Annotated in this window: 32 protein-coding genes; 30 read left to right on the top strand and 2 right to left on the bottom strand. The window is 69.4% G+C overall.

Annotated features, from left to right (window positions below; genetic code table 11):
- Nucleotides 1-9: 9 nt before the first annotated feature.
- The 30 genes from rplB to truA all read left to right on the top strand — a co-directional run bounded on the left by rplB (nt 10) and on the right by truA (nt 16640).
- The gene (gene rplB, locus FHX46_RS26075) at nt 10-843 is read left to right on the top strand and encodes a 50S ribosomal protein L2 (RefSeq protein WP_167100499.1); all 834 of its coding nucleotides are present in this window, start codon (nt 10-12) and stop codon (nt 841-843) included.
- Nucleotides 844-861: 18 nt separating this feature from the next.
- Nucleotides 862-1143, top strand: coding sequence for a 30S ribosomal protein S19 (gene rpsS / locus FHX46_RS26070; RefSeq protein WP_017986609.1), 282 nt, complete (start codon nt 862-864; stop codon nt 1141-1143).
- A 31-nt stretch (nt 1144-1174) separates the two neighbouring features.
- Complete coding sequence (gene rplV, locus FHX46_RS26065) at nt 1175-1576, top strand: 50S ribosomal protein L22 (RefSeq protein WP_026153758.1); 402 nt, start codon at nt 1175-1177, stop codon at nt 1574-1576.
- A complete protein-coding gene (gene rpsC / locus FHX46_RS26060) occupies nt 1576-2421 on the top strand; it encodes a 30S ribosomal protein S3 (protein ID WP_167100496.1) in 846 nt (281 codons plus the stop codon). Before rplV ends, rpsC begins: the two co-directional genes overlap by 1 nt.
- Before the next feature lie 3 nt (nt 2422-2424).
- The gene (gene rplP, locus FHX46_RS26055; protein WP_017986612.1) at nt 2425-2844 is read left to right on the top strand and encodes a 50S ribosomal protein L16; all 420 of its coding nucleotides are present in this window, start codon (nt 2425-2427) and stop codon (nt 2842-2844) included.
- Complete coding sequence (gene rpmC / locus FHX46_RS26050) at nt 2844-3092, top strand: 50S ribosomal protein L29 (RefSeq protein ID WP_017986613.1); 249 nt, start codon at nt 2844-2846, stop codon at nt 3090-3092. The genes rplP and rpmC overlap by 1 nt, the downstream gene beginning before the upstream one ends.
- Nucleotides 3092-3403, top strand: coding sequence for a 30S ribosomal protein S17 (gene rpsQ / locus FHX46_RS26045; protein WP_208400287.1), 312 nt, complete (start codon nt 3092-3094; stop codon nt 3401-3403). Before rpmC ends, rpsQ begins: the two co-directional genes overlap by 1 nt.
- 77 nt (nt 3404-3480) lie before the next feature.
- Nucleotides 3481-3849, top strand: a complete 369-nt coding sequence (gene rplN, locus FHX46_RS26040) for a 50S ribosomal protein L14 (RefSeq protein ID WP_017986615.1) — start codon at nt 3481-3483, stop codon at nt 3847-3849.
- Nucleotides 3849-4163, top strand: coding sequence for a 50S ribosomal protein L24 (gene rplX / locus FHX46_RS26035; RefSeq protein WP_017986616.1), 315 nt, complete (start codon nt 3849-3851; stop codon nt 4161-4163). Before rplN ends, rplX begins: the two co-directional genes overlap by 1 nt.
- Entirely contained in the window at nt 4163-4726 is a 564-nt protein-coding gene (gene rplE, locus FHX46_RS26030) for a 50S ribosomal protein L5 (protein WP_017986617.1), read from the top strand. Before rplX ends, rplE begins: the two co-directional genes overlap by 1 nt.
- Nucleotides 4726-4911 (top strand): type Z 30S ribosomal protein S14, encoded by a 186-nt coding sequence (locus FHX46_RS26025; RefSeq protein ID WP_091505019.1) that lies wholly within the window; start codon nt 4726-4728, stop codon nt 4909-4911. Before rplE ends, FHX46_RS26025 begins: the two co-directional genes overlap by 1 nt.
- A 74-nt stretch (nt 4912-4985) precedes the next feature.
- A complete protein-coding gene (rpsH, locus tag FHX46_RS26020) occupies nt 4986-5384 on the top strand; it encodes a 30S ribosomal protein S8 (protein WP_020417564.1) in 399 nt (132 codons plus the stop codon).
- A 17-nt stretch (nt 5385-5401) separates the two neighbouring features.
- The gene (gene rplF, locus FHX46_RS26015; protein WP_167100493.1) at nt 5402-5941 is read left to right on the top strand and encodes a 50S ribosomal protein L6; all 540 of its coding nucleotides are present in this window, start codon (nt 5402-5404) and stop codon (nt 5939-5941) included.
- 2 nt (nt 5942-5943) lie between these two features.
- Nucleotides 5944-6369, top strand: a complete 426-nt coding sequence (gene rplR / locus FHX46_RS26010; protein ID WP_167120141.1) for a 50S ribosomal protein L18 — start codon at nt 5944-5946, stop codon at nt 6367-6369.
- Between the two features lie 37 nt (nt 6370-6406).
- Nucleotides 6407-7036, top strand: a complete 630-nt coding sequence (rpsE, locus tag FHX46_RS26005) for a 30S ribosomal protein S5 (protein ID WP_167100487.1) — start codon at nt 6407-6409, stop codon at nt 7034-7036.
- 1 nt (nt 7037) lies between these two features.
- Nucleotides 7038-7223, top strand: a complete 186-nt coding sequence (rpmD, locus tag FHX46_RS26000) for a 50S ribosomal protein L30 (protein WP_017986623.1) — start codon at nt 7038-7040, stop codon at nt 7221-7223.
- The gene (gene rplO / locus FHX46_RS25995; protein WP_167120138.1) at nt 7220-7666 is read left to right on the top strand and encodes a 50S ribosomal protein L15; all 447 of its coding nucleotides are present in this window, start codon (nt 7220-7222) and stop codon (nt 7664-7666) included. The genes rpmD and rplO overlap by 4 nt, the downstream gene beginning before the upstream one ends.
- 81 nt (nt 7667-7747) lie before the next feature.
- Nucleotides 7748-8512 carry a hypothetical protein gene (locus tag FHX46_RS25990; RefSeq protein WP_167120135.1) on the top strand — a complete coding sequence of 255 codons (765 nt, stop codon included), beginning with the start codon at nt 7748-7750 and terminating at the stop codon, nt 8510-8512.
- Between the two features lie 292 nt (nt 8513-8804).
- Entirely contained in the window at nt 8805-10112 is a 1308-nt protein-coding gene (gene secY, locus FHX46_RS25985) for a preprotein translocase subunit SecY (RefSeq protein WP_167121686.1), read from the top strand.
- Nucleotides 10109-10663: an adenylate kinase gene (locus FHX46_RS25980; protein ID WP_167120132.1), complete on the top strand. Its 555-nt coding sequence runs from the start codon at nt 10109-10111 to the stop codon at nt 10661-10663. Before secY ends, FHX46_RS25980 begins: the two co-directional genes overlap by 4 nt.
- Nucleotides 10660-11472, top strand: coding sequence for a type I methionyl aminopeptidase (gene map, locus FHX46_RS25975; RefSeq protein WP_313886250.1), 813 nt, complete (start codon nt 10660-10662; stop codon nt 11470-11472). Before FHX46_RS25980 ends, map begins: the two co-directional genes overlap by 4 nt.
- A 237-nt stretch (nt 11473-11709) precedes the next feature.
- The gene (gene infA / locus FHX46_RS25970) at nt 11710-11931 is read left to right on the top strand and encodes a translation initiation factor IF-1 (RefSeq protein ID WP_005443304.1); all 222 of its coding nucleotides are present in this window, start codon (nt 11710-11712) and stop codon (nt 11929-11931) included.
- A gap of 32 nt (nt 11932-11963) precedes the next feature.
- Nucleotides 11964-12077, top strand: coding sequence for a 50S ribosomal protein L36 (gene rpmJ, locus FHX46_RS25965; protein WP_004558882.1), 114 nt, complete (start codon nt 11964-11966; stop codon nt 12075-12077).
- A 208-nt stretch (nt 12078-12285) separates the two neighbouring features.
- A complete protein-coding gene (gene rpsM / locus FHX46_RS25960; protein ID WP_017986631.1) occupies nt 12286-12666 on the top strand; it encodes a 30S ribosomal protein S13 in 381 nt (126 codons plus the stop codon).
- Nucleotides 12663-12869 carry a hypothetical protein gene (locus tag FHX46_RS25955; protein WP_167120129.1) on the top strand — a complete coding sequence of 69 codons (207 nt, stop codon included), beginning with the start codon at nt 12663-12665 and terminating at the stop codon, nt 12867-12869. Before rpsM ends, FHX46_RS25955 begins: the two co-directional genes overlap by 4 nt.
- 18 nt (nt 12870-12887) lie before the next feature.
- On the top strand, nt 12888-13289 hold the full coding sequence (gene rpsK / locus FHX46_RS25950; protein WP_017986633.1) for a 30S ribosomal protein S11: 402 nt from the start codon (nt 12888-12890) through the stop codon (nt 13287-13289).
- A gap of 23 nt (nt 13290-13312) precedes the next feature.
- Nucleotides 13313-13918 (top strand): 30S ribosomal protein S4, encoded by a 606-nt coding sequence (gene rpsD, locus FHX46_RS25945; RefSeq protein WP_017986634.1) that lies wholly within the window; start codon nt 13313-13315, stop codon nt 13916-13918.
- Nucleotides 13919-14009: 91 nt separating this feature from the next.
- Nucleotides 14010-15077 (top strand): DNA-directed RNA polymerase subunit alpha, encoded by a 1068-nt coding sequence (locus FHX46_RS25940; protein WP_167120126.1) that lies wholly within the window; start codon nt 14010-14012, stop codon nt 15075-15077.
- A 79-nt stretch (nt 15078-15156) separates the two neighbouring features.
- Entirely contained in the window at nt 15157-15735 is a 579-nt protein-coding gene (gene rplQ / locus FHX46_RS25935; protein ID WP_167120123.1) for a 50S ribosomal protein L17, read from the top strand.
- A gap of 68 nt (nt 15736-15803) precedes the next feature.
- Nucleotides 15804-16640, top strand: coding sequence for a tRNA pseudouridine(38-40) synthase TruA (gene truA, locus FHX46_RS25930; protein ID WP_208401782.1), 837 nt, complete (start codon nt 15804-15806; stop codon nt 16638-16640).
- Between the two features lie 108 nt (nt 16641-16748).
- On the opposite strand, the gene FHX46_RS25925 is transcribed toward truA, so the two are convergent.
- Together FHX46_RS25925 and eccE are read right to left on the bottom strand one after the other, a co-directional pair.
- Nucleotides 16749-17471 carry a hypothetical protein gene (locus FHX46_RS25925; protein ID WP_167120120.1) on the bottom strand — a complete coding sequence of 241 codons (723 nt, stop codon included), beginning with the start codon at nt 17469-17471 and terminating at the stop codon, nt 16749-16751.
- Complete coding sequence (gene eccE, locus FHX46_RS25920) at nt 17468-18646, bottom strand: type VII secretion protein EccE (protein WP_167121683.1); 1179 nt, start codon at nt 18644-18646, stop codon at nt 17468-17470. The genes FHX46_RS25925 and eccE overlap by 4 nt, the downstream gene beginning before the upstream one ends.
- Nucleotides 18647-18938 lie beyond the last annotated feature (292 nt).

The raw sequence follows: 18938 nt of genomic DNA, 5'->3' as shown, positions 1-18938 counted from the left end.
GAAGCTGTCATGGGTATTCGTAAGTACAAGCCGACCACCCCGGGCCGCCGTGGCTCGAGCGTGTCGGACTTCGCCGAGATCACCCGGTCGGAGCCGGAGAAGTCGCTGCTTCGCCCGCTGAGCAAGAGCGGTGGCCGCAACTCCTCGGGCAAGATCACCACCCGGCACAAGGGTGGCGGCCACAAGCGGGCCTACCGGGTCATCGACTTCCGGCGCAACGACAAGGACGGCATCCCGGCCAAGGTCGCGCACATCGAGTACGACCCCAACCGGTCCGCCCGCATCGCGCTGCTGCACTACGCCGACGGCGAGAAGCGCTACATCATCGCGCCGGACAAGCTGAAGCAGGGCGACAAGGTCGAGGCCGGCCCGCGCGCCGACATCAAGCCGGGCAACAACCTGCCGCTGCGCAACATCCCGGTCGGCACCGTGGTGCACGCGATCGAGCTCCGCCCCGGCGGCGGCGCGAAGATCGCCCGCTCCGCCGGCGCCCGCGTGCAGCTGGTGGCCAAGGACGGCCCGTACGCCCAGCTGCGGATGCCCTCGGGCGAAATCCGCAACGTGGACGTGCGCAACCGCGCCACCGTCGGCGAGGTCGGCAACTCCGAGCACCAGAACATCAACTGGGGCAAGGCGGGCCGCAACCGCTGGCGTGGCAAGCGCCCGACCGTCCGTGGTGTCGTCATGAACCCGGTCGACCACCCGCACGGTGGTGGTGAGGGCAAGACCTCGGGTGGTCGCCACCCGGTCAACCCGAACGGCAAGCCGGAGGGCCGCACCCGCCGTCGCAAGCCGTCCGACGCACTGATCGTCCGCCGCCGGCGTACCGGCAAGAAGCGCTGAGCAGGGAGGTAAGACAACATGCCGCGTAGCCTGAAGAAGGGCCCGTTCGTGGACGACCACCTGCTCAAGAAGGTGGACGCGCTCAACGAGTCGGGCAAGAAGACGGTGATCAAGACCTGGTCCCGCCGGTCCACGATCATCCCGGACATGCTGGGTCACACCATCGCGGTGCACGACGGCCGCAAGCACGTGCCGGTGTTCGTCAGCGAGGCCATGGTCGGCCACAAGCTGGGTGAGTTCGCTCCGACGCGGACCTTCAAGGGTCACGTCAAGGATGACCGGAAGTCGCGCCGCCGCTGAGCGGGCACACGAGAGTTAGGGAAAGCAAGCGATGACAGCCCCAGAAACCGCTCCGGCCCAGGTGGCCGTGGCGCGGGCTCGCTTCGTCCGGGACTCGCCGACGAAGGTGCGCCGGGTGATCGAGCTCATCAAGGGTCTTAGCGCCGCCGAAGCCCTCGCCGTGCTCCGGTTCTCGCCGTACGCGGCGAGCCAGCCGGTGGCGAAGGTGCTCGCCAGCGCCGTGGCCAACGCCGAGAACAACCTCAACCTGGACCCGGACACGCTGTTCGTGAAGAACGCGTACGCCGACGAGGGCCCGACCCTCAAGCGCATCCAGCCGCGCGCCCAGGGCCGTGCGTACCGGATCCGCAAGCGGACCAGCCACATCACGGTCGAGGTGGAGTCGCGTCCCGAGGCCAAGAAGAGCGGTAAGAAGAAGGCAGGTGGCCGCTAGTGGGCCAGAAGATCAACCCGCACGGCTTCCGGCTGGGAATCACCACGGACTGGAAGTCGCGCTGGTACGCCGACAAGCAGTACGCGGAGTACGTGGCCGAGGACGTCAAGATCCGCAAGCTGCTCTCCACCGGCATGGAGCGCGCCGGCATCTCCAAGGTCGAGATCGAGCGCACCCGTGACCGCGTGCGCGTCGACATCCACACCGCGCGCCCGGGCATCGTGATCGGCCGCCGCGGCGCGGAGGCCGACCGGATCCGCGGCTCGCTGGAGAAGCTGACCGGCAAGCAGGTGCAGCTGAACATCCTCGAGGTGAAGAACCCCGAGGCCGACGCCCAGCTCGTCGCGCAGGGTGTTGCCGAGCAGCTGTCCAACCGCGTGGCGTTCCGCCGCGCGATGCGCAAGGCGATCCAGACGACCATGCGTTCGTCGCAGGTCAAGGGCATCCGCGTGCAGTGCAGCGGCCGTCTCGGCGGTGCTGAGATGTCGCGGTCGGAGCACTACCGCGACGGCCGGGTCCCGCTGCACACGCTGCGCGCGGACATCGACTACGGCTTCTTCGAGGCCCGCACCACCTTCGGCCGCATCGGCGTGAAGGTGTGGATCTACAAGGGCGACCTGGTCGGCGGCCTCAAGGCCAAGGCCGAGCGGGACGCCGCGGCCGCCAACGAGCGTCCGCGCCGGGAGCGTCCGTCGCGCCCGCGCCGGTCCGGCGCCCAGGGCACGACGCCGACCTCGACCGAAGCCGGCCGCGCCGCTGCCGCCGCGAAGGCCGACACGGATGTCGCGACCAGCGAGGCGCCCGCGCAGGGCTCGCCGGACGCGGCCGAGAAGACGGAGGGCTGAGGCGTGCTCGTCCCACGCAAGGTCAAGCACCGCAAGCAGCACTCGCCGAAGCGCGCCGGTGCCGCCAAGGGCGGCACGAAGGTCACTTTCGGTGAGTACGGCATCCAGGCGCTTGAGCACCACTACGTGACCAACCGGCAGATCGAGTCCGCTCGTATCGCCATCACCCGGCACATCAAGCGTGGCGGCAAGGTGTGGATCAACATCTTCCCGGACCGCCCGCTCACCAAGAAGCCGGCCGAAACCCGCATGGGTTCCGGTAAGGGCTCGCCCGAGTGGTGGGTTGCGAACGTCAAGCCGGGCCGCGTCATGTTCGAGCTGAGCTTCCCGAACGAGGCCCAGGCTCGGGAGGCGCTGCGCCGCGCGATCCACAAGCTGCCCATGAAGTGCCGCATCGTGACCCGTGAAGGTGGTGAGTTCTGATGGCGCAGGCTGGTGTCGCCGCCGCAGAGCTGCGTGAGCTCACCAACGAGGAGCTCGTGCTGCGCCTGAAGGAGGCCAAGGAGGAGCTGTTCAACCTCCGCTTCCAGATGGCTACCGGGCAGCTGGACAACAACCGCCGCCTCCGCACCGTCCGTGCCGACATCGCTCGGATCTACACGGTCATGCGGGAGCGCGAGCTCGGTCTGTCCGTTTCCCCCGACGCCGAGAATGAAGAAGGTGCTGCCTGATGAGTGAGCAGACCCCAGAGCTCGCGGGCACGGACCAGAGCGCTGTGTTTTCCGCGACCGATCGCAACTACCGCAAGGTCCGTGAGGGCTACGTCGTCTCGGACAAGATGGACAAGACGATCGTGGTCGAGCTCGAGGACCGCAAGAAGCACCGCCGGTACGGCAAGGTCCTGCGCACCACCAGCAAGGTGAAGGCGCACGACGAGGAGAACACCGCCGGCATCGGTGACCGCGTGATCCTCATGGAGACCCGCCCGACCTCGGCCACCAAGCGGTGGCGGCTCGTGCGGATCGTGGAGAAGGCCAAGTAATCGGAGGCCCATTTCGGGCCTCCTCCGTTCCGCCAGGCTCAGTCAGCTGAGAACCGGCGCGACATACAGGAGTTGACGTGATCCAGCAGGAGTCGCGGCTGCGAGTCGCCGACAACACGGGTGCCAAGGAGATCCTCTGCATCCGCGTGCTCGGTGGCTCGGGACGGCGCTACGCGGGTATCGGCGACATCATCGTCGCCACCGTCAAGGACGCCATCCCGGCTGCCGGGGTGAAGAAGGGTGACGTGGTCAAGGCCGTCGTCGTCCGCACGACGAAGGAGCGGCGTCGCCCGGACGGCTCCTACATCAAGTTCGACGAGAACGCCGCGGTGCTCATCAAGAACGACAACGAGCCGCGTGGCACCCGCATCTTCGGCCCGGTCGGCCGCGAGCTGCGTGACCGCAAGTTCATGAAGATCATCTCGCTGGCGCCGGAGGTGCTCTGATGAAGGTGAAGAAGGGCGACACGGTCGTCGTCATCGCCGGCAAGGACAAGGGCGCCAAGGGCAAGGTCATCAAGGCCTACCCGGAGCGTCAGCGGGTGCTGGTCGAGGGCGTGAACCGGATCAAGAAGCACACCCGGATCTCGCAGACCCAGCGCGGCGCGCAGTCCGGCGGCATCGTGACCCAGGAGGCCCCGATCCACGTTTCGAACGTGATGGTCGTGGACTCCGACGGCAAGCCGACCCGCGTGGGTTACCGCATCGGCGAGGACGGCAAGAAGGTTCGCATCTCGCGCCGGACCGGTAAGGACATCTGATGACGACCGCAGAGAAGATCGTGCCGCGGTTGAAGACGCGGTACCGCGAAGAGATCAAGGGCGAGCTCCGCAGCGAGTTCGGCTACGAGAACGTCCACCAGATCCCGGGCGTGGTCAAGGTCGTCGTCAACATGGGTGTCGGCGACGCCGCGCGGGACAGCAAGCTGATCGACGGTGCGATCCGCGACCTGGCGGCCATCACCGGTCAGAAGCCCGAGGTGCGCCGGGCGCGCAAGTCCATCGCGCAGTTCAAGCTGCGTGAGGGCCAGCCGATCGGTGCGCGCGTGACCCTGCGCGGCGACCGCATGTGGGAGTTCCTGGACCGGCTGCTGACGATCGCGCTGCCGCGTATCCGTGACTTCCGCGGGCTGTCGGCCAAGCAGTTCGACGGCAACGGCAACTACACCTTCGGTCTCAACGAGCAGTCGATGTTCCACGAGATCGACCCGGACTCCATCGACCGCCCGCGCGGCATGGACGTCACCGTTGTCACCACCGCTACCACCGACGACGAGGGCCGCGCGCTGCTCCGCAAGCTCGGCTTCCCGTTCAAGGAGAACTGATGGCCAAGAAGGCTCTGATCGCCAAGGCGGCCCGCAAGCCGAAGTTCAAGGTGCGTGCCTACACGCGCTGCAACAGGTGCGGCCGGCCCCACTCGGTGTTCCGCAAGTTCGGACTGTGCCGGGTTTGCCTGCGCGAGATGGCGCACGCGGGCGAGCTGCCCGGTGTGTCCAAGTCCAGCTGGTAGGAACGACAGAAGCTCCCACTTCGCCACAGGCCCTCTGAGCAGGGGGAACCAGGCGAGAAAGGTTGAAGGTCACCATGACGATGACCGACCCCATCGCAGACTTCCTGACACGTCTGCGCAACGCCAACTCGGCGTACCACGACGAGGTCGTGGTGCCCCACTCGAAGCTCAAGGCGAACATCGCCGAGATCCTGAAGCGCGAGGGTTACATCTCGGGCTACCGGGACGAGCCGGGTGAGAAGCACAAGAACCTCATCGTGGAACTGAAGTACGGCCGCAACCGCGAGCGCAGCATCGCCGGTCTGCGCCGGGTGTCCAAGCCGGGTCTGCGGGTGTACGCCAAGTCGACCGAGCTGCCGAGCGTGCTGGGCGGGCTGGGCATCGCGATCATCTCGACGTCGGGCGGCCTTCAGACCGACCGGCAGGCCAAGCGCAACGGTGTGGGCGGGGAAGTCCTCGCCTACGTCTGGTAACGGAAGGGAGAGCAGGCATGTCGCGCATCGGTAAGCAGCCGATCACCGTCCCTTCCGGGGTCGAGGTGACCATCGACGGCCAGAACATCTCGGTGAAGGGGCCCAAGGGGACCCTTTCCCACACTGTCGCCGAGCCGATCAGGGTCGAGCGCGGTGAGGACGGTGCGCTGCTGGTGAAGCGCCCGGACGACGAGCGGGAGAGCCGTGCCCTGCACGGGCTGACCCGCACGCTGGTCAACAACCTGGTCGTGGGTGTCACCGAGGGATACGAGAAGAAGCTCGAGATCCACGGTGTCGGTTACCGCGTCCAGGCCAAGGGCAGCGACCTCGAGTTCGCCCTCGGCTACAGCCACCCCGTGCTGATCGAGGCGCCGGAAGGCATCACCTTCAAGGTCGAGACCCCGACCCGGTTCTCGGTGTCCGGTATCGACAAGCAGAAGGTCGGCCAGATCGCCGCGGTGATCCGCCGGCTTCGCCGTCCGGACCCGTACAAGGGCAAGGGGCTGCGCTACGAGGGTGAGCGCATCCGTCGCAAGGTCGGAAAGACGGGTAAGTAGTGATGAGCGAAACGCAGAGCACATTGACGGCTCAGCCGTCGACGAAGAAGCGGAAGCCGGTCGGCAAGGACATCTCGACCCGGCGCCGCGTCGCGAAGGCGCGCCGTCACTTCCGGCTTCGCAAGAAGGTCGGCGGGACCGCTGTGCGGCCCCGGCTGGTCATCCACCGGTCCTCGCGGCACATCACGGTCCAGGTGATCGACGACGTGGCCGGGCACACCCTGGCGTCGGCGTCGAGCCTCGAGGCCGACGTGCGTGCGCTCGAGGGCGACAAGAAGGCCAAGGCCGCCAAGGTCGGCGAGCTCGTGGCCGCCCGTGCGAAGGGTGCGGGCATCTCCAGCGTCGTGTTCGACCGCGGTGGCAACCGCTACCACGGCCGGATCGCCGCGCTGGCCGACGCCGCTCGCGAGGCGGGGTTGGAGTTCTGAGAACCATGCACATGCTCGCGAATGGAAGGAAAGCCTGATGCCGGGACGTACACGGCAGTCCGGTGGGCAGGGCGGTCCGGGCGGCAACGACCGCGACCGTCGTGACCGCCGCGACCGTCGCGACGGTGGCCGTGGCGGGGCCGGCCAGGAGAAGACCCCGCACCTCGAGCGCGTCGTCGCGATCAACCGCGTCGCCAAGGTCGTGAAGGGTGGTCGTCGCTTCAGCTTCACCGCCCTCGTGGTCGTGGGTGACGGCGACGGTCAGGTCGGTGTCGGCTACGGCAAGGCCAAGGAAGTTCCCGCGGCCATCGCCAAGGGCGTCGAGGAAGCGAAGAAGAACTTCTTCCGCGTGCCCCGGATCGCCGGCACCATCCCGCACCCGATCCAGGGTGAGGAGGCCGCTGGTGTGGTCCTGCTCCGCCCCGCCAGCGCCGGTACCGGTGTCATCGCCGGTGGCCCGGTGCGTGCGGTGCTGGAGTGCGCGGGCGTGCACGACGTGCTGTCGAAGTCGCTCGGCTCCGACAACGCGATCAACATCGTGCACGCGACGGTGGCGGCCCTGAAGGGTCTCCAGCGCCCGGAGGAGGTGGCGGCTCGTCGCGGTCTGCCGCTCGAGGACGTCGCTCCGGCCCGGATGCTGCGTCAGCGCGCGGGACAGGGGGTCTGACATGGCTCAGCTCAAGGTGACCCAGGTCAAGAGCAAGATCGGCACCAAGCACAACCACCGGGAGTCCCTGCGGACCCTCGGGCTGCGCAAGATCCGGCAGTCCGTGGTGCGCGAGGACACCCCGGAGGTCCGCGGTCTGATCCACACCGTCCGCCACCTCGTGACTGTTGAGGAGGTCCAGGCATGACGGCCATCAAGATCCACCACCTGCGCCCGGCCCCGGGCGCGAAGCGGGACAAGATCCGCGTCGGTCGTGGTGAGGGTTCGAAGGGCAAGACCGCCGGTCGCGGTACGAAGGGCACCAAGGCCCGGAAGAACGTGCCCGCCGGTTTCGAGGGTGGGCAGATGCCCATCCACATGCGGCTGCCGAAGCTGCGTGGGTTCAAGAACCGCTTCCGCACCGAGTACCAGCCGGTGAACGTCGGTGACATCGCCCGGGCCTTCCCGGACGGCGGCGACGTCACCAAGGAGCAGCTGGTCGCGCGCGGACTGGTCCGCAAGAACGAGCTCGTGAAGGTCCTCGGCAACGGTGACCTGAACGGCGTGAAGCTGAACGTCAGCGCCGACAAGTTCTCCTCGTCCGCGAAGGAGAAGCTCGAGGCGGCCGGCGGCTCGGCCACCGAGCTCTGACCTGTTCTACGGGCACGGCCCGCCGGTCTTCGTGACCGGCGGGCCGTTCCTTTTGGCCGGGCCGGGTGTCACCATCGGATGATGTCGGTTCCGGGGCCACCCGCGGTTCGTCCACCGGCGCCGAGCGGCCGGCAGGGCAGCCGGGTCGCCGGGGCGGTGCTGGCGCTGCTGTGCGCCGCCGCGGCCGTGACGGGTTCGTTCCTGCCGCTGTTCCAGGGCTCACTGCTGTTCCAGGGCGAGACCCAGTTGACGATCGCGGCGACCGGCTGGGGGTTGTCGGCGGAGGCGGTCCGCCCCGGAGCCCCGGCCGGCACGGTCGGCAGTCCGGTGCGCAACGGCTACCCGCTGGCCGTGGCCGGCCTGCTGCTGCTCGTCGCCGCCGTGGTGGGGCTGGCCGCGGCCGGGCGGGTGTCGCCGCCGGGCCGGAAGTTCGCTGCGGCGCTGCTGACGGCGGTGGGATCGGCGTTCCTGGTGGCCACGGCCCTGGGGATCGCCCTGCAGGGGGTCAGCCTGCACGAGAGCTTCCGGCCGACGGGCGCGGCCGCCGGGATCAGTGATTTCGGGACGGCGGACAGCTTCGGGCTCGGGTTCTGGCTCGTCGGGGGCGCTGCGGTGGCGAGCATCGTGGCGGCGGTCCTGGCTGCGCTCCAGGGCCGCCGCGCACCCCGGTACGACGTGACCACTCCGCGGTACGGCGTTCCGGCGCCGCAGGGTTACCAGCCGCCGTTCGCCGCCCCGCCCCAATGGCCCACGGTCGACCCGAACCGGCGCGGGCCGCAGCCACCCGGCGGCGGGGGCTACCAGCCCTATCAGCCGTCGCCCGGGTTCCCGCGCGGCGACCGGTAGCCGCCGGGGCGGTGTTCCCGGCCGGAACCGGCTCGCGCCGTGCTTCCACCGCCCGCGTCCGGCGGAAGCCGTGCTGCTCCGGATGGCCGGAGCGCCGGCCGCGCTACCGCATAACACGGCCTACCTCACAGGCCTGCAACGCCCGGCTGTTAGAGTCGGACGAACGCGCTGCGGGGTAATTCGTGCCCCGGAGCGCTGCTGGCTTGCCAGCGACATGGTGTTCCTGCCGGCCCTGTGCCGGCCAAGCCGATCGCCGGTGACACCCACCGGCGACGCCGAGGAGGTCCCCCGCGTGCTCAGCGCCTTTCGCTCGGCTCTCACCACGCCGGACCTGCGCAAGAAGATCCTGTTCACGCTGTTGATCGTGGCCGTTTACCGGATCGGTGCGGTCACGCCGGCGCCCGGGGTCTCCTATCCCAATGTGCAGGCTTGCCAGGCGGGTGCCGACCAGTCGGGCATCTACTCCCTGCTGAACCTGTTCAGCGGCGGGGCGCTCCTGCAACTGTCGATCTTCTCGACCGGCATCATGCCGTACATCACGGCCAGCATCATCATCCAGCTGCTCACCGTCGTCATCCCGCGGTTCGAGGAGCTGAAGAAGGAAGGCCAGTCCGGCCAGAACAAGCTGACCCAGTACACCCGGTACCTCACCATCGCGCTGGCGATCCTGCAGGCGACCGGTGTCGTGGCGCTCGCCGACCGCCGCCTGCTGTTCCCCGATTGCGCCGAGGCGATCATCCCGGACAACAGCATCTTCTCGCTGGCGCTGATCGTCGTCACGATGACGGCGGGTACCGCGATCATGATGTGGCTGGGCGAGCTCATCACCGAGCGCGGCGTCGGCAACGGCATGTCGGTGCTGATCTTCCTGAACATCGCGGCCCGGATCCCCGCCGAGGGTGGCGCCATCATCAGCGGCCAGGGCGGCATCGTGTTCGCGCTGGTGTGCGTGTTCGGCCTGGTGATCATCGCCAGCGTCATCTTCGTCGAGCAGGGCCAGCGCCGGATCCCGGTGCAGTACGCCAAGCGGATGATCGGCCGCCGGATGTACGGCGGCACGTCGACCTACCTGCCGATCAAGGTGAACCAGGCCGGCGTCATCCCGGTCATCTTCGCTTCGTCGCTGCTGTACCTGCCCGACCTGATCAGCCGGCTGTTCGGTGACCCGACGAGCGGGTCGGGGTGGCAAGCGTTCGTGAAGACCTACCTGGTCAGCCAGTCCAACTGGGTGCACATCCTGCTGTACTTCGCGCTGATCATCTTCTTCACGTACTTCTACATCACCATCACGTTCAACGTGGACGAGCGCGCGGAGGAGATGAAGAAGTTCGGCGGCTTCATCCCGGGCATCCGGCCCGGCCGGCCGACCGCCGAGTACCTGAGCTTCGTGCTCAGCCGCATCACCTTCCCCGGGTCGCTCTACCTCGGCATCATCGCGATCCTGCCGAACTTCTTCCTGTCGATCACGCAGGAGGGCAACAACCAGAACTTCCCGTTCGGCGGTACCGCCGTACTGATCATGGTCGGCGTCGGACTGGACACGGTGAAGCAGATCGAAAGCCAGCTGATGCAGCGGAATTACGAAGGGTTCTTGCGATGACGCGCCTGGTTCTTGTCGGCCCGCCCGGAGCAGGAAAGGGAACTCAGGCGGTAGCGCTGTCGCAGCGGCTCTCCATCCCGCACATCTCGACCGGTGATCTCTTCCGCGCCCACGTCGCGGAGCAGACGCCGCTGGGCGAGGAGGCGAAGCGCTACCTCGACTCCGGCGAGCTGGTCCCGGACAGTGTCACGAACGAGATGGTCCGCGAGCGCCTGGCCGACTCCGACGTCAAGGCCGGCTTCCTGCTGGACGGCTTTCCGCGCAACACCAAGCAGGCCGAGGTCCTCGGCGAGATGCTGGCGGAGTCGGGCAGCGAGCTCGACGCCGTGATCCAGCTGGACGTGCCGGAGGACGTGCTGGTCGAGCGCCTGCTCGGCCGCGGCCGCACGGACGACACCGAAGAGGTCATCCGCCGCCGGCAGCAGGTCTACCAGTCGGAGACCGCCCCGCTGCTCGACTACTACCGGGACATCCTGGTCAAGGTGGACGGTGTCGGCGAGGTCGACGAGGTGTCCTCGCGGATCGTGAACGCCCTCGACGCGCGCGCGTGAACCTGGTGCCTTCCGTGCTCCGCCGCCATCGCGGCATCGAGATCAAGACGCCGGGCGAACTCGACGCGATGCGGGCCGCCGGGATCGTCGTGGCCCGCACCCTCGCGGCGGTCGCCGAGGCCGCCAAGCCCGGTGTCAGCACGGCCGACCTCGACGAGATCGCCGAGCAGACCATCCGGGCGGCCGGGGCGGTGCCCTCGTTCAAGGGCTACCACGGGTTCCCGGCCTCCATCTGCGCCTCGGTGAACGAGCAGATCGTGCACGGCATCCCCGCCTCGTCGACGGTGCTCGCCGACGGCGACCTGCTGTCGGTCGACTGCGGCGCCATCCTCGACGGCTGGCACGGCGACTCCGCCGTGACCCTGGCCATCGGCACGATCGCACCGGCCGACCAGGCCCTCTCCGCGGCCACCCGCGCGGCGATGCTCGCCGGCATCGAGGCCGCGGTGCCCGGTGCACGGCTCACCGACATCTCGCACGCGGTGCAGACCTCGGCGGAGACGTCGGCCGCGGCCGACGGCATCGACTACGGCCAGATCGTCGAGTACGGCGGGCACGGCATCGGCACCGAGATGCACATGGAGCCGTTCCTGCCGAACGTCGGCAAGCCCGGCAAGGGGCCGCGGCTCAAGCCCGGCATGGCCCTGGCGATCGAGCCGATGCTGACCGGCGGCAGCGCCGAGACGGTCGAGCTCGAGGACGGCTGGACCGTCGTGACCGCGGACGGCTCACGTGCCGCCCACTGGGAGCACACGGTCGCGGTCACCGAGGACGGTCCGCGCGTCCTCACCCTCCCCGAAGACGCCTGACCTGCGGTTTCCCCCCGTCGGGGGCTGCGCGGGGTATCGTAGGGGTGACGTCGCCTACCACATCCCACCCCGCCTCGCGAGGTGCGACACCGGCTGCGTACACTGTCTAGTCGGCGTACTCATCACGCCGGTTCCAACGTGCTCGTAAATGCTCGGGTTCTCAGGGGTCGGTGTGGCGTGTGCGCTTACACCGAGAGAAGCCGAACGCTCTCTACCAAGTCACGAAACGCGGAGGACATGGCTAAGAAAGACGGGGCCATCGAGGTCGAGGGTCGGGTCATCGAGCCACTCCCCAACGCGATGTTCCGAGTCGAGTTGGAGAACGGTCACAAGGTCCTGGCGCACATCAGCGGCAAGATGCGGCAGCACTACATCCGCATCCTCCCGGAGGACCGGGTTGTCGTCGAGTTGTCGCCGTACGACCTGTCTCGCGGGCGCATTGTCTACCGCTACAAGTGACACGGTGAGCAACGCATAAGGAAGCAGGAGACGTGAAGGTCCAGCCGAGCGTCAAGAAGATCTGCGACAAGTGCAAGGTGATCCGCCGCCACGGCCGGATCATGGTGATCTGCGAGAACCTGCGGCACAAGCAGCGGCAGGGCTGATCACCGCCTGCACACGCAGAGCGGACGGACAGCTGAACACCCTCCCCGCACCTGCCGGGTCGCGTGAGCGAACCGGCCGACCCCCGGACTCCAGGCCGGGGCCGGGACACCGGGCACGCAAGTGCACCGGACGACGTGCGAGTCGGTCCCGGAACCGGGCGGGGAGAACACCTGGAGCGACGAACACCGACAAGGAGCATCAAGCGCCATGGCACGACTCGCCGGCGTCGACCTCCCCCGCGAGAAGCGGTTGGAGATCGCGCTGACCTACATCTACGGCATCGGTCGTACCCGCTCGAAGGAGCTCATCGCGGCGACGTCGCTGAACCCGGACACCCGGGTCCGCGACCTCACCGACGACGACCTCGTCAAGCTGCGGGACCACATCGAAGAGAACTTCAAGGTCGAGGGTGACCTCCGCCGCGAGGTGCAGGCCGACATCCGTCGCAAGATCGAGATCGGCTGCTACGAGGGCCTGCGGTGGCGCCGCGGTCTGCCCGTCCGCGGTCAGCGGACCAAGACCAACGCCCGCACCCGCAAGGGTCCGAAGAAGACGGTCGCCGGCAAGAAGAAGGCTGGCAAGAAGTGAGCGTCCAGGGCAAGAAGGTCGTGCGGATCGGCGCCGGGCAGATGCGCCGCCGCAACAATTCGTGCGTCTCGCCGAAGGCCCTGTATGCCCGCCCGATGGCGCTTCGCCAGCTCTACACCGACGCCGGTTCGCTGATCCGGCGTGGCCAGCAGGAGGCCCGCGAGGCCGCCGCGGCCGCCGCACAGACCGACAACTCGCGTTAGGCAGGAGACACCACCCACATGCCACCCAAGGCTCGCGCCGGGGCCAAGAAGGTCCGGCGGAAGGAAAAGAAGAACGTGGCCCACGGCCACGCGCACATCAAGAGCACCTTCAACAACACCATCGTGTCGATCACCGACCCGAACGGTGCGGTGATCTCGTGGGCCTCGTCCGGCCACGTCGGCTTCAAGGGCTCCCGCAAGTCCACCCCGTTCGCCGCCCAGATGGCCGCCGAGAACGCGGCCCGCAAGGCGGCCGAGCACGGGATGAAGAAGGTCGACGTGTTCGTCAAGGGCCCGGGTTCCGGCCGGGAGACGGCGATCCGTTCGCTGCAGGCCGCCGGTCTCGAGGTCGGCACCATCCAGGACGTGACCCCGCAGCCTCACAACGGCTGCCGCCCGCCCAAGCGGCGCCGGGTCTGAGGAACGGGGAGGAGTAACAACAGATGGCTCGCTACACCGGCCCCGCGACTCGCATCTCGCGGCGCCTCAAGGTTGACCTCGTCGGCGGCGACCAGGCTTTCGAGCGCCGCCCGTACCCGCCCGGCCAGCACGGCCGCGGCCGGGTCAAGGAGTCCGAGTACCTGCTCCAGCTGCAGGAGAAGCAGAAGGCTCGCTACACCTACGGTGTCCTGGAGCGGCAGTTCAGCCGCTACTACAAGGAGGCCGCACGGCGCCCCGGCAAGACCGGTGAGAACCTGCTGCAGATCCTCGAGTCGCGCCTGGACAACGTCGTGTACAGGGCCGGCCTGGCCCGGACCCGCCGTCAGGCGCGTCAGCTGGTGGCGCACGGTCACTTCACCGTCAACGGCGTGAAGGTGACCATCCCCAGCTACCAGGTCGAGAAGTTCGACATCATCGACGTGCGGCCGAAGTCGCTCCAGATGCTGCCCTTCGTGGCCGCGAAGGAGTCCTTCGGCGACCGGCCGATCCCCGGCTGGCTGCAGGTCGTGCCGTCGAACCTGCGCATCCTGGTGCACCAGCTCCCCGAGCGGGCGCAGATCGACGTTCCGGTCCAGGAACAGCTGATCGTCGAGTACTACTCGAAGTGATCGGCAGCGGCGGCGCGCACCCGCGCGCCGCCGCTTCGCCATCCCTTTCGGCGTCATATGGCGGGCGCCGGCAGGAAAGGAAGAGAAGAAAGTGCTGATTTCCCAGCGACCGGCCCTCAGCGAGGAGCCGATCAACGAGACCCGGTCCCGGTTCACCATCGAGCCGCTGGAGCCCGGGTTCGGTTACACGCTCGGCAACTCGCTGCGGCGCACGCTGCTGTCGTCCATCCCGGGCGCGGCGGTCACCAGCATCCGCATCGACGGCGTGCTGCACGAGTTCACCACGGTCCCCGGGGTGAAGGAAGACGTCACCGACATCATCCTGAACCTCAAGGAACTGGTCGTGTCCTCCGAGGAGGACGAGCCGGTCACCATGTACCTGCGCAAGCAGGGCCCCGGTGAGGTCACCGCGGCGGACATCGTCCCGCCCGCCGGTGTCACCGTGCACAACCAGGATCTGCACATCGCCTCGCTGAACGGCAAGGGCAAGCTGGAGATCGAACTGGTCGTCGAGCGCGGCCGCGGTTACGTGCCTGCTCAGCAGAACAAGCAGTCGGGTGCCGAGATCGGCCGGATCCCGGTCGACTCGATCTACTCGCCGGTGCTGAAGGTCACCTACAAGGTCGAGGCGACCCGTGTCGAGCAGCGCACCGACTTCGACAAGCTGATCCTGGACGTCGAGACCAAGCCGTCGATCACCCCGCGTGACGCCGTCGCCTCCGCCGGCAAGACGCTGGTCGAGCTGTTCGGCCTGGCCCGGGAGCTCAACGTCGACGCCGAGGGCATCGAGATCGGGCCGTCGCCGCAGGAGGCGGACACCATCGCCGCCTACGCGATGCCGATCGAGGACCTGGACCTGACCGTCCGGTCGTACAACTGCCTCAAGCGCGAGGGCATCCACACGGTCGGCGAGCTGGTCTCGCGCAGCGAGGCCGACCTGCTCGACATCCGCAACTTCGGTGCGAAGTCGATCGACGAGGTCAAGATGAAGCTCGTCGGTCTCGGCCTTTCGCTGAAGGACAGCCCGCCCGGGTTCGACCCGACCGCGGCTGCCGCGTCCTACGAGGGCGGCGAGAGCTGGTCCGCCGAGGGTGTCGGCGGTCTGTCGGACAACGGCCACGACGACGGCCAGGACTACGCAGAGACGGAGCAGCTGTAAGGACGGCGGCCCGCCCCGCTCGGTGATGCGTGCGGGGCGGGCGCCGGCCTGAAAGCGGCCGGATTTACGAGGAGAAGCAATGCCCACCCCCACGAAGGGCCCCCGTCTCGGTGGATCCGCGGCCCACGAGCGGCTGATGCTGGCGAACCTCGCCACGTCGCTGTTCGAGCACGGCAAGATCACCACGACCGAGGCCAAGGCCCGCCGGATGCGGCCGCTCGCCGAGAAGCTGATCACCAAGGCGAAGCGCGGTGACCTGCACAACCGGCGGCAGATCCAGCGCGTGATCCGCGACAAGGACGTGGTTCACAAGCTGATCGCCGAGATCGGCCCGTTCTTCGCCGACCGCGAGGGCGGTTACACCCGGATCACCAAGACGCTGCCGCGCAAGGGCGACAACGCCCCGATGGCGGTCATCGAGCTGGTGTCCGAGAAGACCGTCACCTCGGAGGCCGAGAAGGCGCGCAGGACCAAGTTCGCCAAGGACTCGGCCGAGGCGTCGCCCGCGGCTGAGGACACCAAGGCCGAGGAGACCGCCGCGGAGGTGACCGACCAGGACGCCGAGGCGCCCGTGTCGGCCACCACCGAGGCGACCGCCGAGCCGGCCGAGGGTGCCGCTGAGGAGACCCCGGCCGAGGACAAGAAGGACGAGTCCTGACGGCTGAGTTCGGTCCAGGCAACGAGCCCGCTGCTCCCTCCGGGGAGGGCGGGCTCGTTCGTCTGCGCCTGGACGTCAGCTACGACGGCACGGCGTTCTCGGGCTGGGCCCGGCAGCCTGGCCGCCGGACGGTCCAGGGCCTGCTCGAGGACGCGCTCGCGAAGCAGCCGCCCGGCGCCGCGGTGCCGAAGCCGGTGGTCGTGGCGGGGCGCACGGATGCCGGGGTGCACGCCACCGGGCAGGTCGTGCACGTGGACGTGGTGCCGCTGTCCGCGCCGTCCGGACGCCTGGCGGTGGATGCCCGCGGTATCCCGGACCTGGAGCGCATGCGGCACCGGTGGAACCGGTTCCTGCCGGGGGATGTCCGGGTGCTCGACGCCCGGGTGGCGCCGACCGGATTCGACGCCCGGTTCTCCGCGATCCGGCGGCACTACCGGTACCGGGTATCGGACGCGCCGTGGGGCGTCGACCCGCTGCACCGCTTCGACACGCTGGGGTGGGGACGGCCCCTGTCGCTGACGGCGATGAACGAGGCGTCGGAGAAGCTGCTGGGCCTGCGCGATTTCGCCGCGTTCTGCAAGCAGCGCGCGGGGGGCACGACGATCCGCGAGTTGCAGCGGTTCACCTGGCGGCGAATCGACACGCACGTCGTGGAGGCGTCGGTGTCTGCCGATGCGTTCTGCCACTCGATGGTGCGCAGCCTGGTCGGGGCCATGCTCCTGGTCGGCGACGGCCGTCGACCGGTGTCCTGGCCCGCCGAGCTGCTGAGCGGGGGGGTGCGGGACAGCGCGGTGGCCCCGGCACACGGGCTGACCCTGATCGGGGTCGACTACCCGGCTGACGAGGAGCTGGCCGCGCGAGCGGAGCAGACCCGCAACATGCGCGCGGCCTCCGAGGCTTCCTAGGGTTATCCACAATCCACAGGAGTTGTCCACAGGTTGGAGCTCGCCTGTGGAGAGCTTCTTCCACCGCCACGGGCAACGCAGCGGTCGCTGGGCGGCGGGCCCGGTGGGTCAGTCGCCGCGGCGGACGGGGCCGAGCAGCTGCTGCTCCTTCGGTGTGGTGACCAGCCGCAGCGGGCGCCACAGGTTCTGGCCCAGCGCCACCACCTGGTCGTCCTTCAGCGTGGTCAGCTGGCGCATCATCTGCGGCGGCAGTCGCCAGATGCGGGCCGCCAGCTCGGCCTGTCCGACCGGCAGCCGCTGCATCAGCACCACGTCCGCCGCGTTGGCGATCGTCGTCGCCTGGGGGTGCAGGTACGGCAGCACGTACATCGTCGTGTGCCAGGGGGAGCGCGGCGGGAACAGGTCCTGGGGCGTCGGCCCGCCGTCGGTGACCACCAGCAGGGGGGCGTCCTCGGACGGGCGCGGCAGCTCGACCGGGGACAGCCGGCGGATCGTCACCAGCGGCGACGGCTGTCCGTTCGGCTGGTTCCCGGCCGCCTTCGGCAGCACCTGCCAGGCCGCGGGCCGTCCGGTCGCGATGGTCACCCACGCTCCGACGGCGACCGCCCGCAGCGCGACCTGGCGCGCCAGGTAGAGACCGCCCACCAGCACGATCCGGGTGGGCGCGGCACGCAGAGCCGAGATCGTCAGCGGCTCGCCCTTCAGACCCGAGCCGACCACGATCCCGCCGCGATCGCCGGACGGGCTGATCGCGTCCAGCAGTGCCGGGTCGACCACGAACTCCGGCGCCACCCCGGTGTTCCGGCCCGGGTCACGAAGCCGCAGGCTCATGCGGTGCCTCCCATCGGCATGGTGGCGGCGAGACCGCCGACCTGAACTCCCCGGAGCGGGGTCAGCGACACCCCGATGCGCTCGGCGATGGCGTTCAGCCGCTCGTCGGCGGCGTCCAGTTCACGCGGGCTACGCGCGCTCAACCGCACCACACCGCGCAGCCCGATCTTGCCCTCGTCGTCCGACGGTGACATGGACAGCGCCACCGTCGAGGACAGGGTCCGCACGCTGGTCAACGCGTTCAGCGTGGCCGTGACCCGGCCCTTCGGCCAGCCGGTGATCGCGTAGCTGGCGTGCCCGATGCCGGCCGCGGTCGCGCTGGTCCAGTTCTCCTTCAGGTTGACCGCCGACCCGCCGGCGACCGCCGCCGTCAGCTCGGCGGCCGAGATCCCGGCCCGCAGCAGCTCGTCCGGGTTCAGCGGGCGCGTCGGCACCCCCTGCGACTCCAGGGCGTTGCGCACGCGGGACAACGCGCCGATCAGGGCGCGGTGGGCACCGACCACGCCGCCGCCGCGCTCCCGGATCGCCGTCGGGCAGCGCCGCGGGTCCAGCCGGATGGCGACCCACGTCGTGCGGCGCGCCGCCGCTGGGAGCGGTCCGAGGACCTCCAGGTAGGACGTGAGCGCGGGGGAGTCGGCGGGCAGCGCGGCGCTGCCCGGGTAGCAGTGCCAGATCATCTGGATGGAGTCCAGCACCACCCCCCGGTCCTCCAGGCACGGTGCCAGCGCCGACAGCGGCAGGCTCGGTGCGCCACCGGCCTGGGTGATCAGCGCGGGCGCGGGCTCCACCAGCAGCACGGCGGTCCAGGTGCCCTCGTGCCAGGCGAGCCCGACCTCCTGCAGCTCGTGGTCCTTGCCGTGGGCGACCACGAGGTCCGGCACGACGAGCCGCAGCAGGCTGACGCGCACGTCGTCGGGTCCGGTGACGGACACCTCGCCCGGGGCGGCCTCGTGGGTGTCGGGCGCGGGCGGCGTCGCCACCCGGTCGTGGCCGCGGAACGAATAACGCAGTGTCAGTCCGACCCATTGGGTGAACCACTGACCGCGCCAGCGCAGCACCGCGACGATCAGCGCGGCGGCGAGCACCCCGACGCCGACGTAGAGCAGCGACTGGTTGATGGCGACGAGGATCAGCCCGACCGCCAGGCCGATTTCGAGCACCACGAGGTTCGCCACCGGAACCGGCCCGAGCCGGGTGTTCCGGACGCGGCGGCGAACCGGGGGAGCGACCGGCGCCGGCGGCTGCGCGGGTGGTGTCCCTCCCGGTCCACCGCCCGGCCCACCGGGGCCACCGGGGCCACCCGGTCCACCGGGGCCGCGACCGCCGGGGCCGCCCGGTCCACCCGGTCCTCCAGGTCCCTGCGGGATGCGCGGTCCGGCGGGTCCGCCCGGTCTCCCCTGGTGCGGCGGCGGGCCCGGCGGTCGACCTCCCGGCGGCGGCGGACCCGGGGGCCCGCCCGGACGTGGC

Origin of the sequence: Amycolatopsis viridis (genome assembly GCF_011758765.1) — a bacterium.
GTDB classification, from domain to species: domain Bacteria; phylum Actinomycetota; class Actinomycetes; order Mycobacteriales; family Pseudonocardiaceae; genus Amycolatopsis_E; species Amycolatopsis_E viridis.
This window is presented reverse-complemented; position numbering and strand designations above follow the sequence as displayed.

Coding starts and splice junctions, on each gene's coding strand:
- rpsQ (WP_208400287.1), top strand. CDS start 3,092: ATGAGTGAGCAGACCCCAGAGCTCGCGGGCACGGACCAGAGCGCTGTG.
- FHX46_RS25925 (WP_167120120.1), bottom strand. CDS start 17,471: ATGAGCCTGCGGCTTCGTGACCCGGGCCGGAACACCGGGGTGGCGCCG.
- rplX (WP_017986616.1), top strand. CDS start 3,849: ATGAAGGTGAAGAAGGGCGACACGGTCGTCGTCATCGCCGGCAAGGAC.
- rplE (WP_017986617.1), top strand. CDS start 4,163: ATGACGACCGCAGAGAAGATCGTGCCGCGGTTGAAGACGCGGTACCGC.
- rpsS (WP_017986609.1), top strand. CDS start 862: ATGCCGCGTAGCCTGAAGAAGGGCCCGTTCGTGGACGACCACCTGCTC.
- rpsK (WP_017986633.1), top strand. CDS start 12,888: ATGCCACCCAAGGCTCGCGCCGGGGCCAAGAAGGTCCGGCGGAAGGAA.
- rpsM (WP_017986631.1), top strand. CDS start 12,286: ATGGCACGACTCGCCGGCGTCGACCTCCCCCGCGAGAAGCGGTTGGAG.
- rplV (WP_026153758.1), top strand. CDS start 1,175: ATGACAGCCCCAGAAACCGCTCCGGCCCAGGTGGCCGTGGCGCGGGCT.
- rplB (WP_167100499.1), top strand. CDS start 10: ATGGGTATTCGTAAGTACAAGCCGACCACCCCGGGCCGCCGTGGCTCG.
- rpsD (WP_017986634.1), top strand. CDS start 13,313: ATGGCTCGCTACACCGGCCCCGCGACTCGCATCTCGCGGCGCCTCAAG.
- rpmD (WP_017986623.1), top strand. CDS start 7,038: ATGGCTCAGCTCAAGGTGACCCAGGTCAAGAGCAAGATCGGCACCAAG.
- FHX46_RS25990 (WP_167120135.1), top strand. CDS start 7,748: ATGTCGGTTCCGGGGCCACCCGCGGTTCGTCCACCGGCGCCGAGCGGC.
- rplQ (WP_167120123.1), top strand. CDS start 15,157: ATGCCCACCCCCACGAAGGGCCCCCGTCTCGGTGGATCCGCGGCCCAC.
- rpmC (WP_017986613.1), top strand. CDS start 2,844: ATGGCGCAGGCTGGTGTCGCCGCCGCAGAGCTGCGTGAGCTCACCAAC.
- rplO (WP_167120138.1), top strand. CDS start 7,220: ATGACGGCCATCAAGATCCACCACCTGCGCCCGGCCCCGGGCGCGAAG.
- rpsH (WP_020417564.1), top strand. CDS start 4,986: ATGACGATGACCGACCCCATCGCAGACTTCCTGACACGTCTGCGCAAC.
- FHX46_RS26025 (WP_091505019.1), top strand. CDS start 4,726: ATGGCCAAGAAGGCTCTGATCGCCAAGGCGGCCCGCAAGCCGAAGTTC.
- rplF (WP_167100493.1), top strand. CDS start 5,402: ATGTCGCGCATCGGTAAGCAGCCGATCACCGTCCCTTCCGGGGTCGAG.
- FHX46_RS25980 (WP_167120132.1), top strand. CDS start 10,109: ATGACGCGCCTGGTTCTTGTCGGCCCGCCCGGAGCAGGAAAGGGAACT.
- rpsE (WP_167100487.1), top strand. CDS start 6,407: ATGCCGGGACGTACACGGCAGTCCGGTGGGCAGGGCGGTCCGGGCGGC.
- infA (WP_005443304.1), top strand. CDS start 11,710: ATGGCTAAGAAAGACGGGGCCATCGAGGTCGAGGGTCGGGTCATCGAG.
- rplR (WP_167120141.1), top strand. CDS start 5,944: ATGAGCGAAACGCAGAGCACATTGACGGCTCAGCCGTCGACGAAGAAG.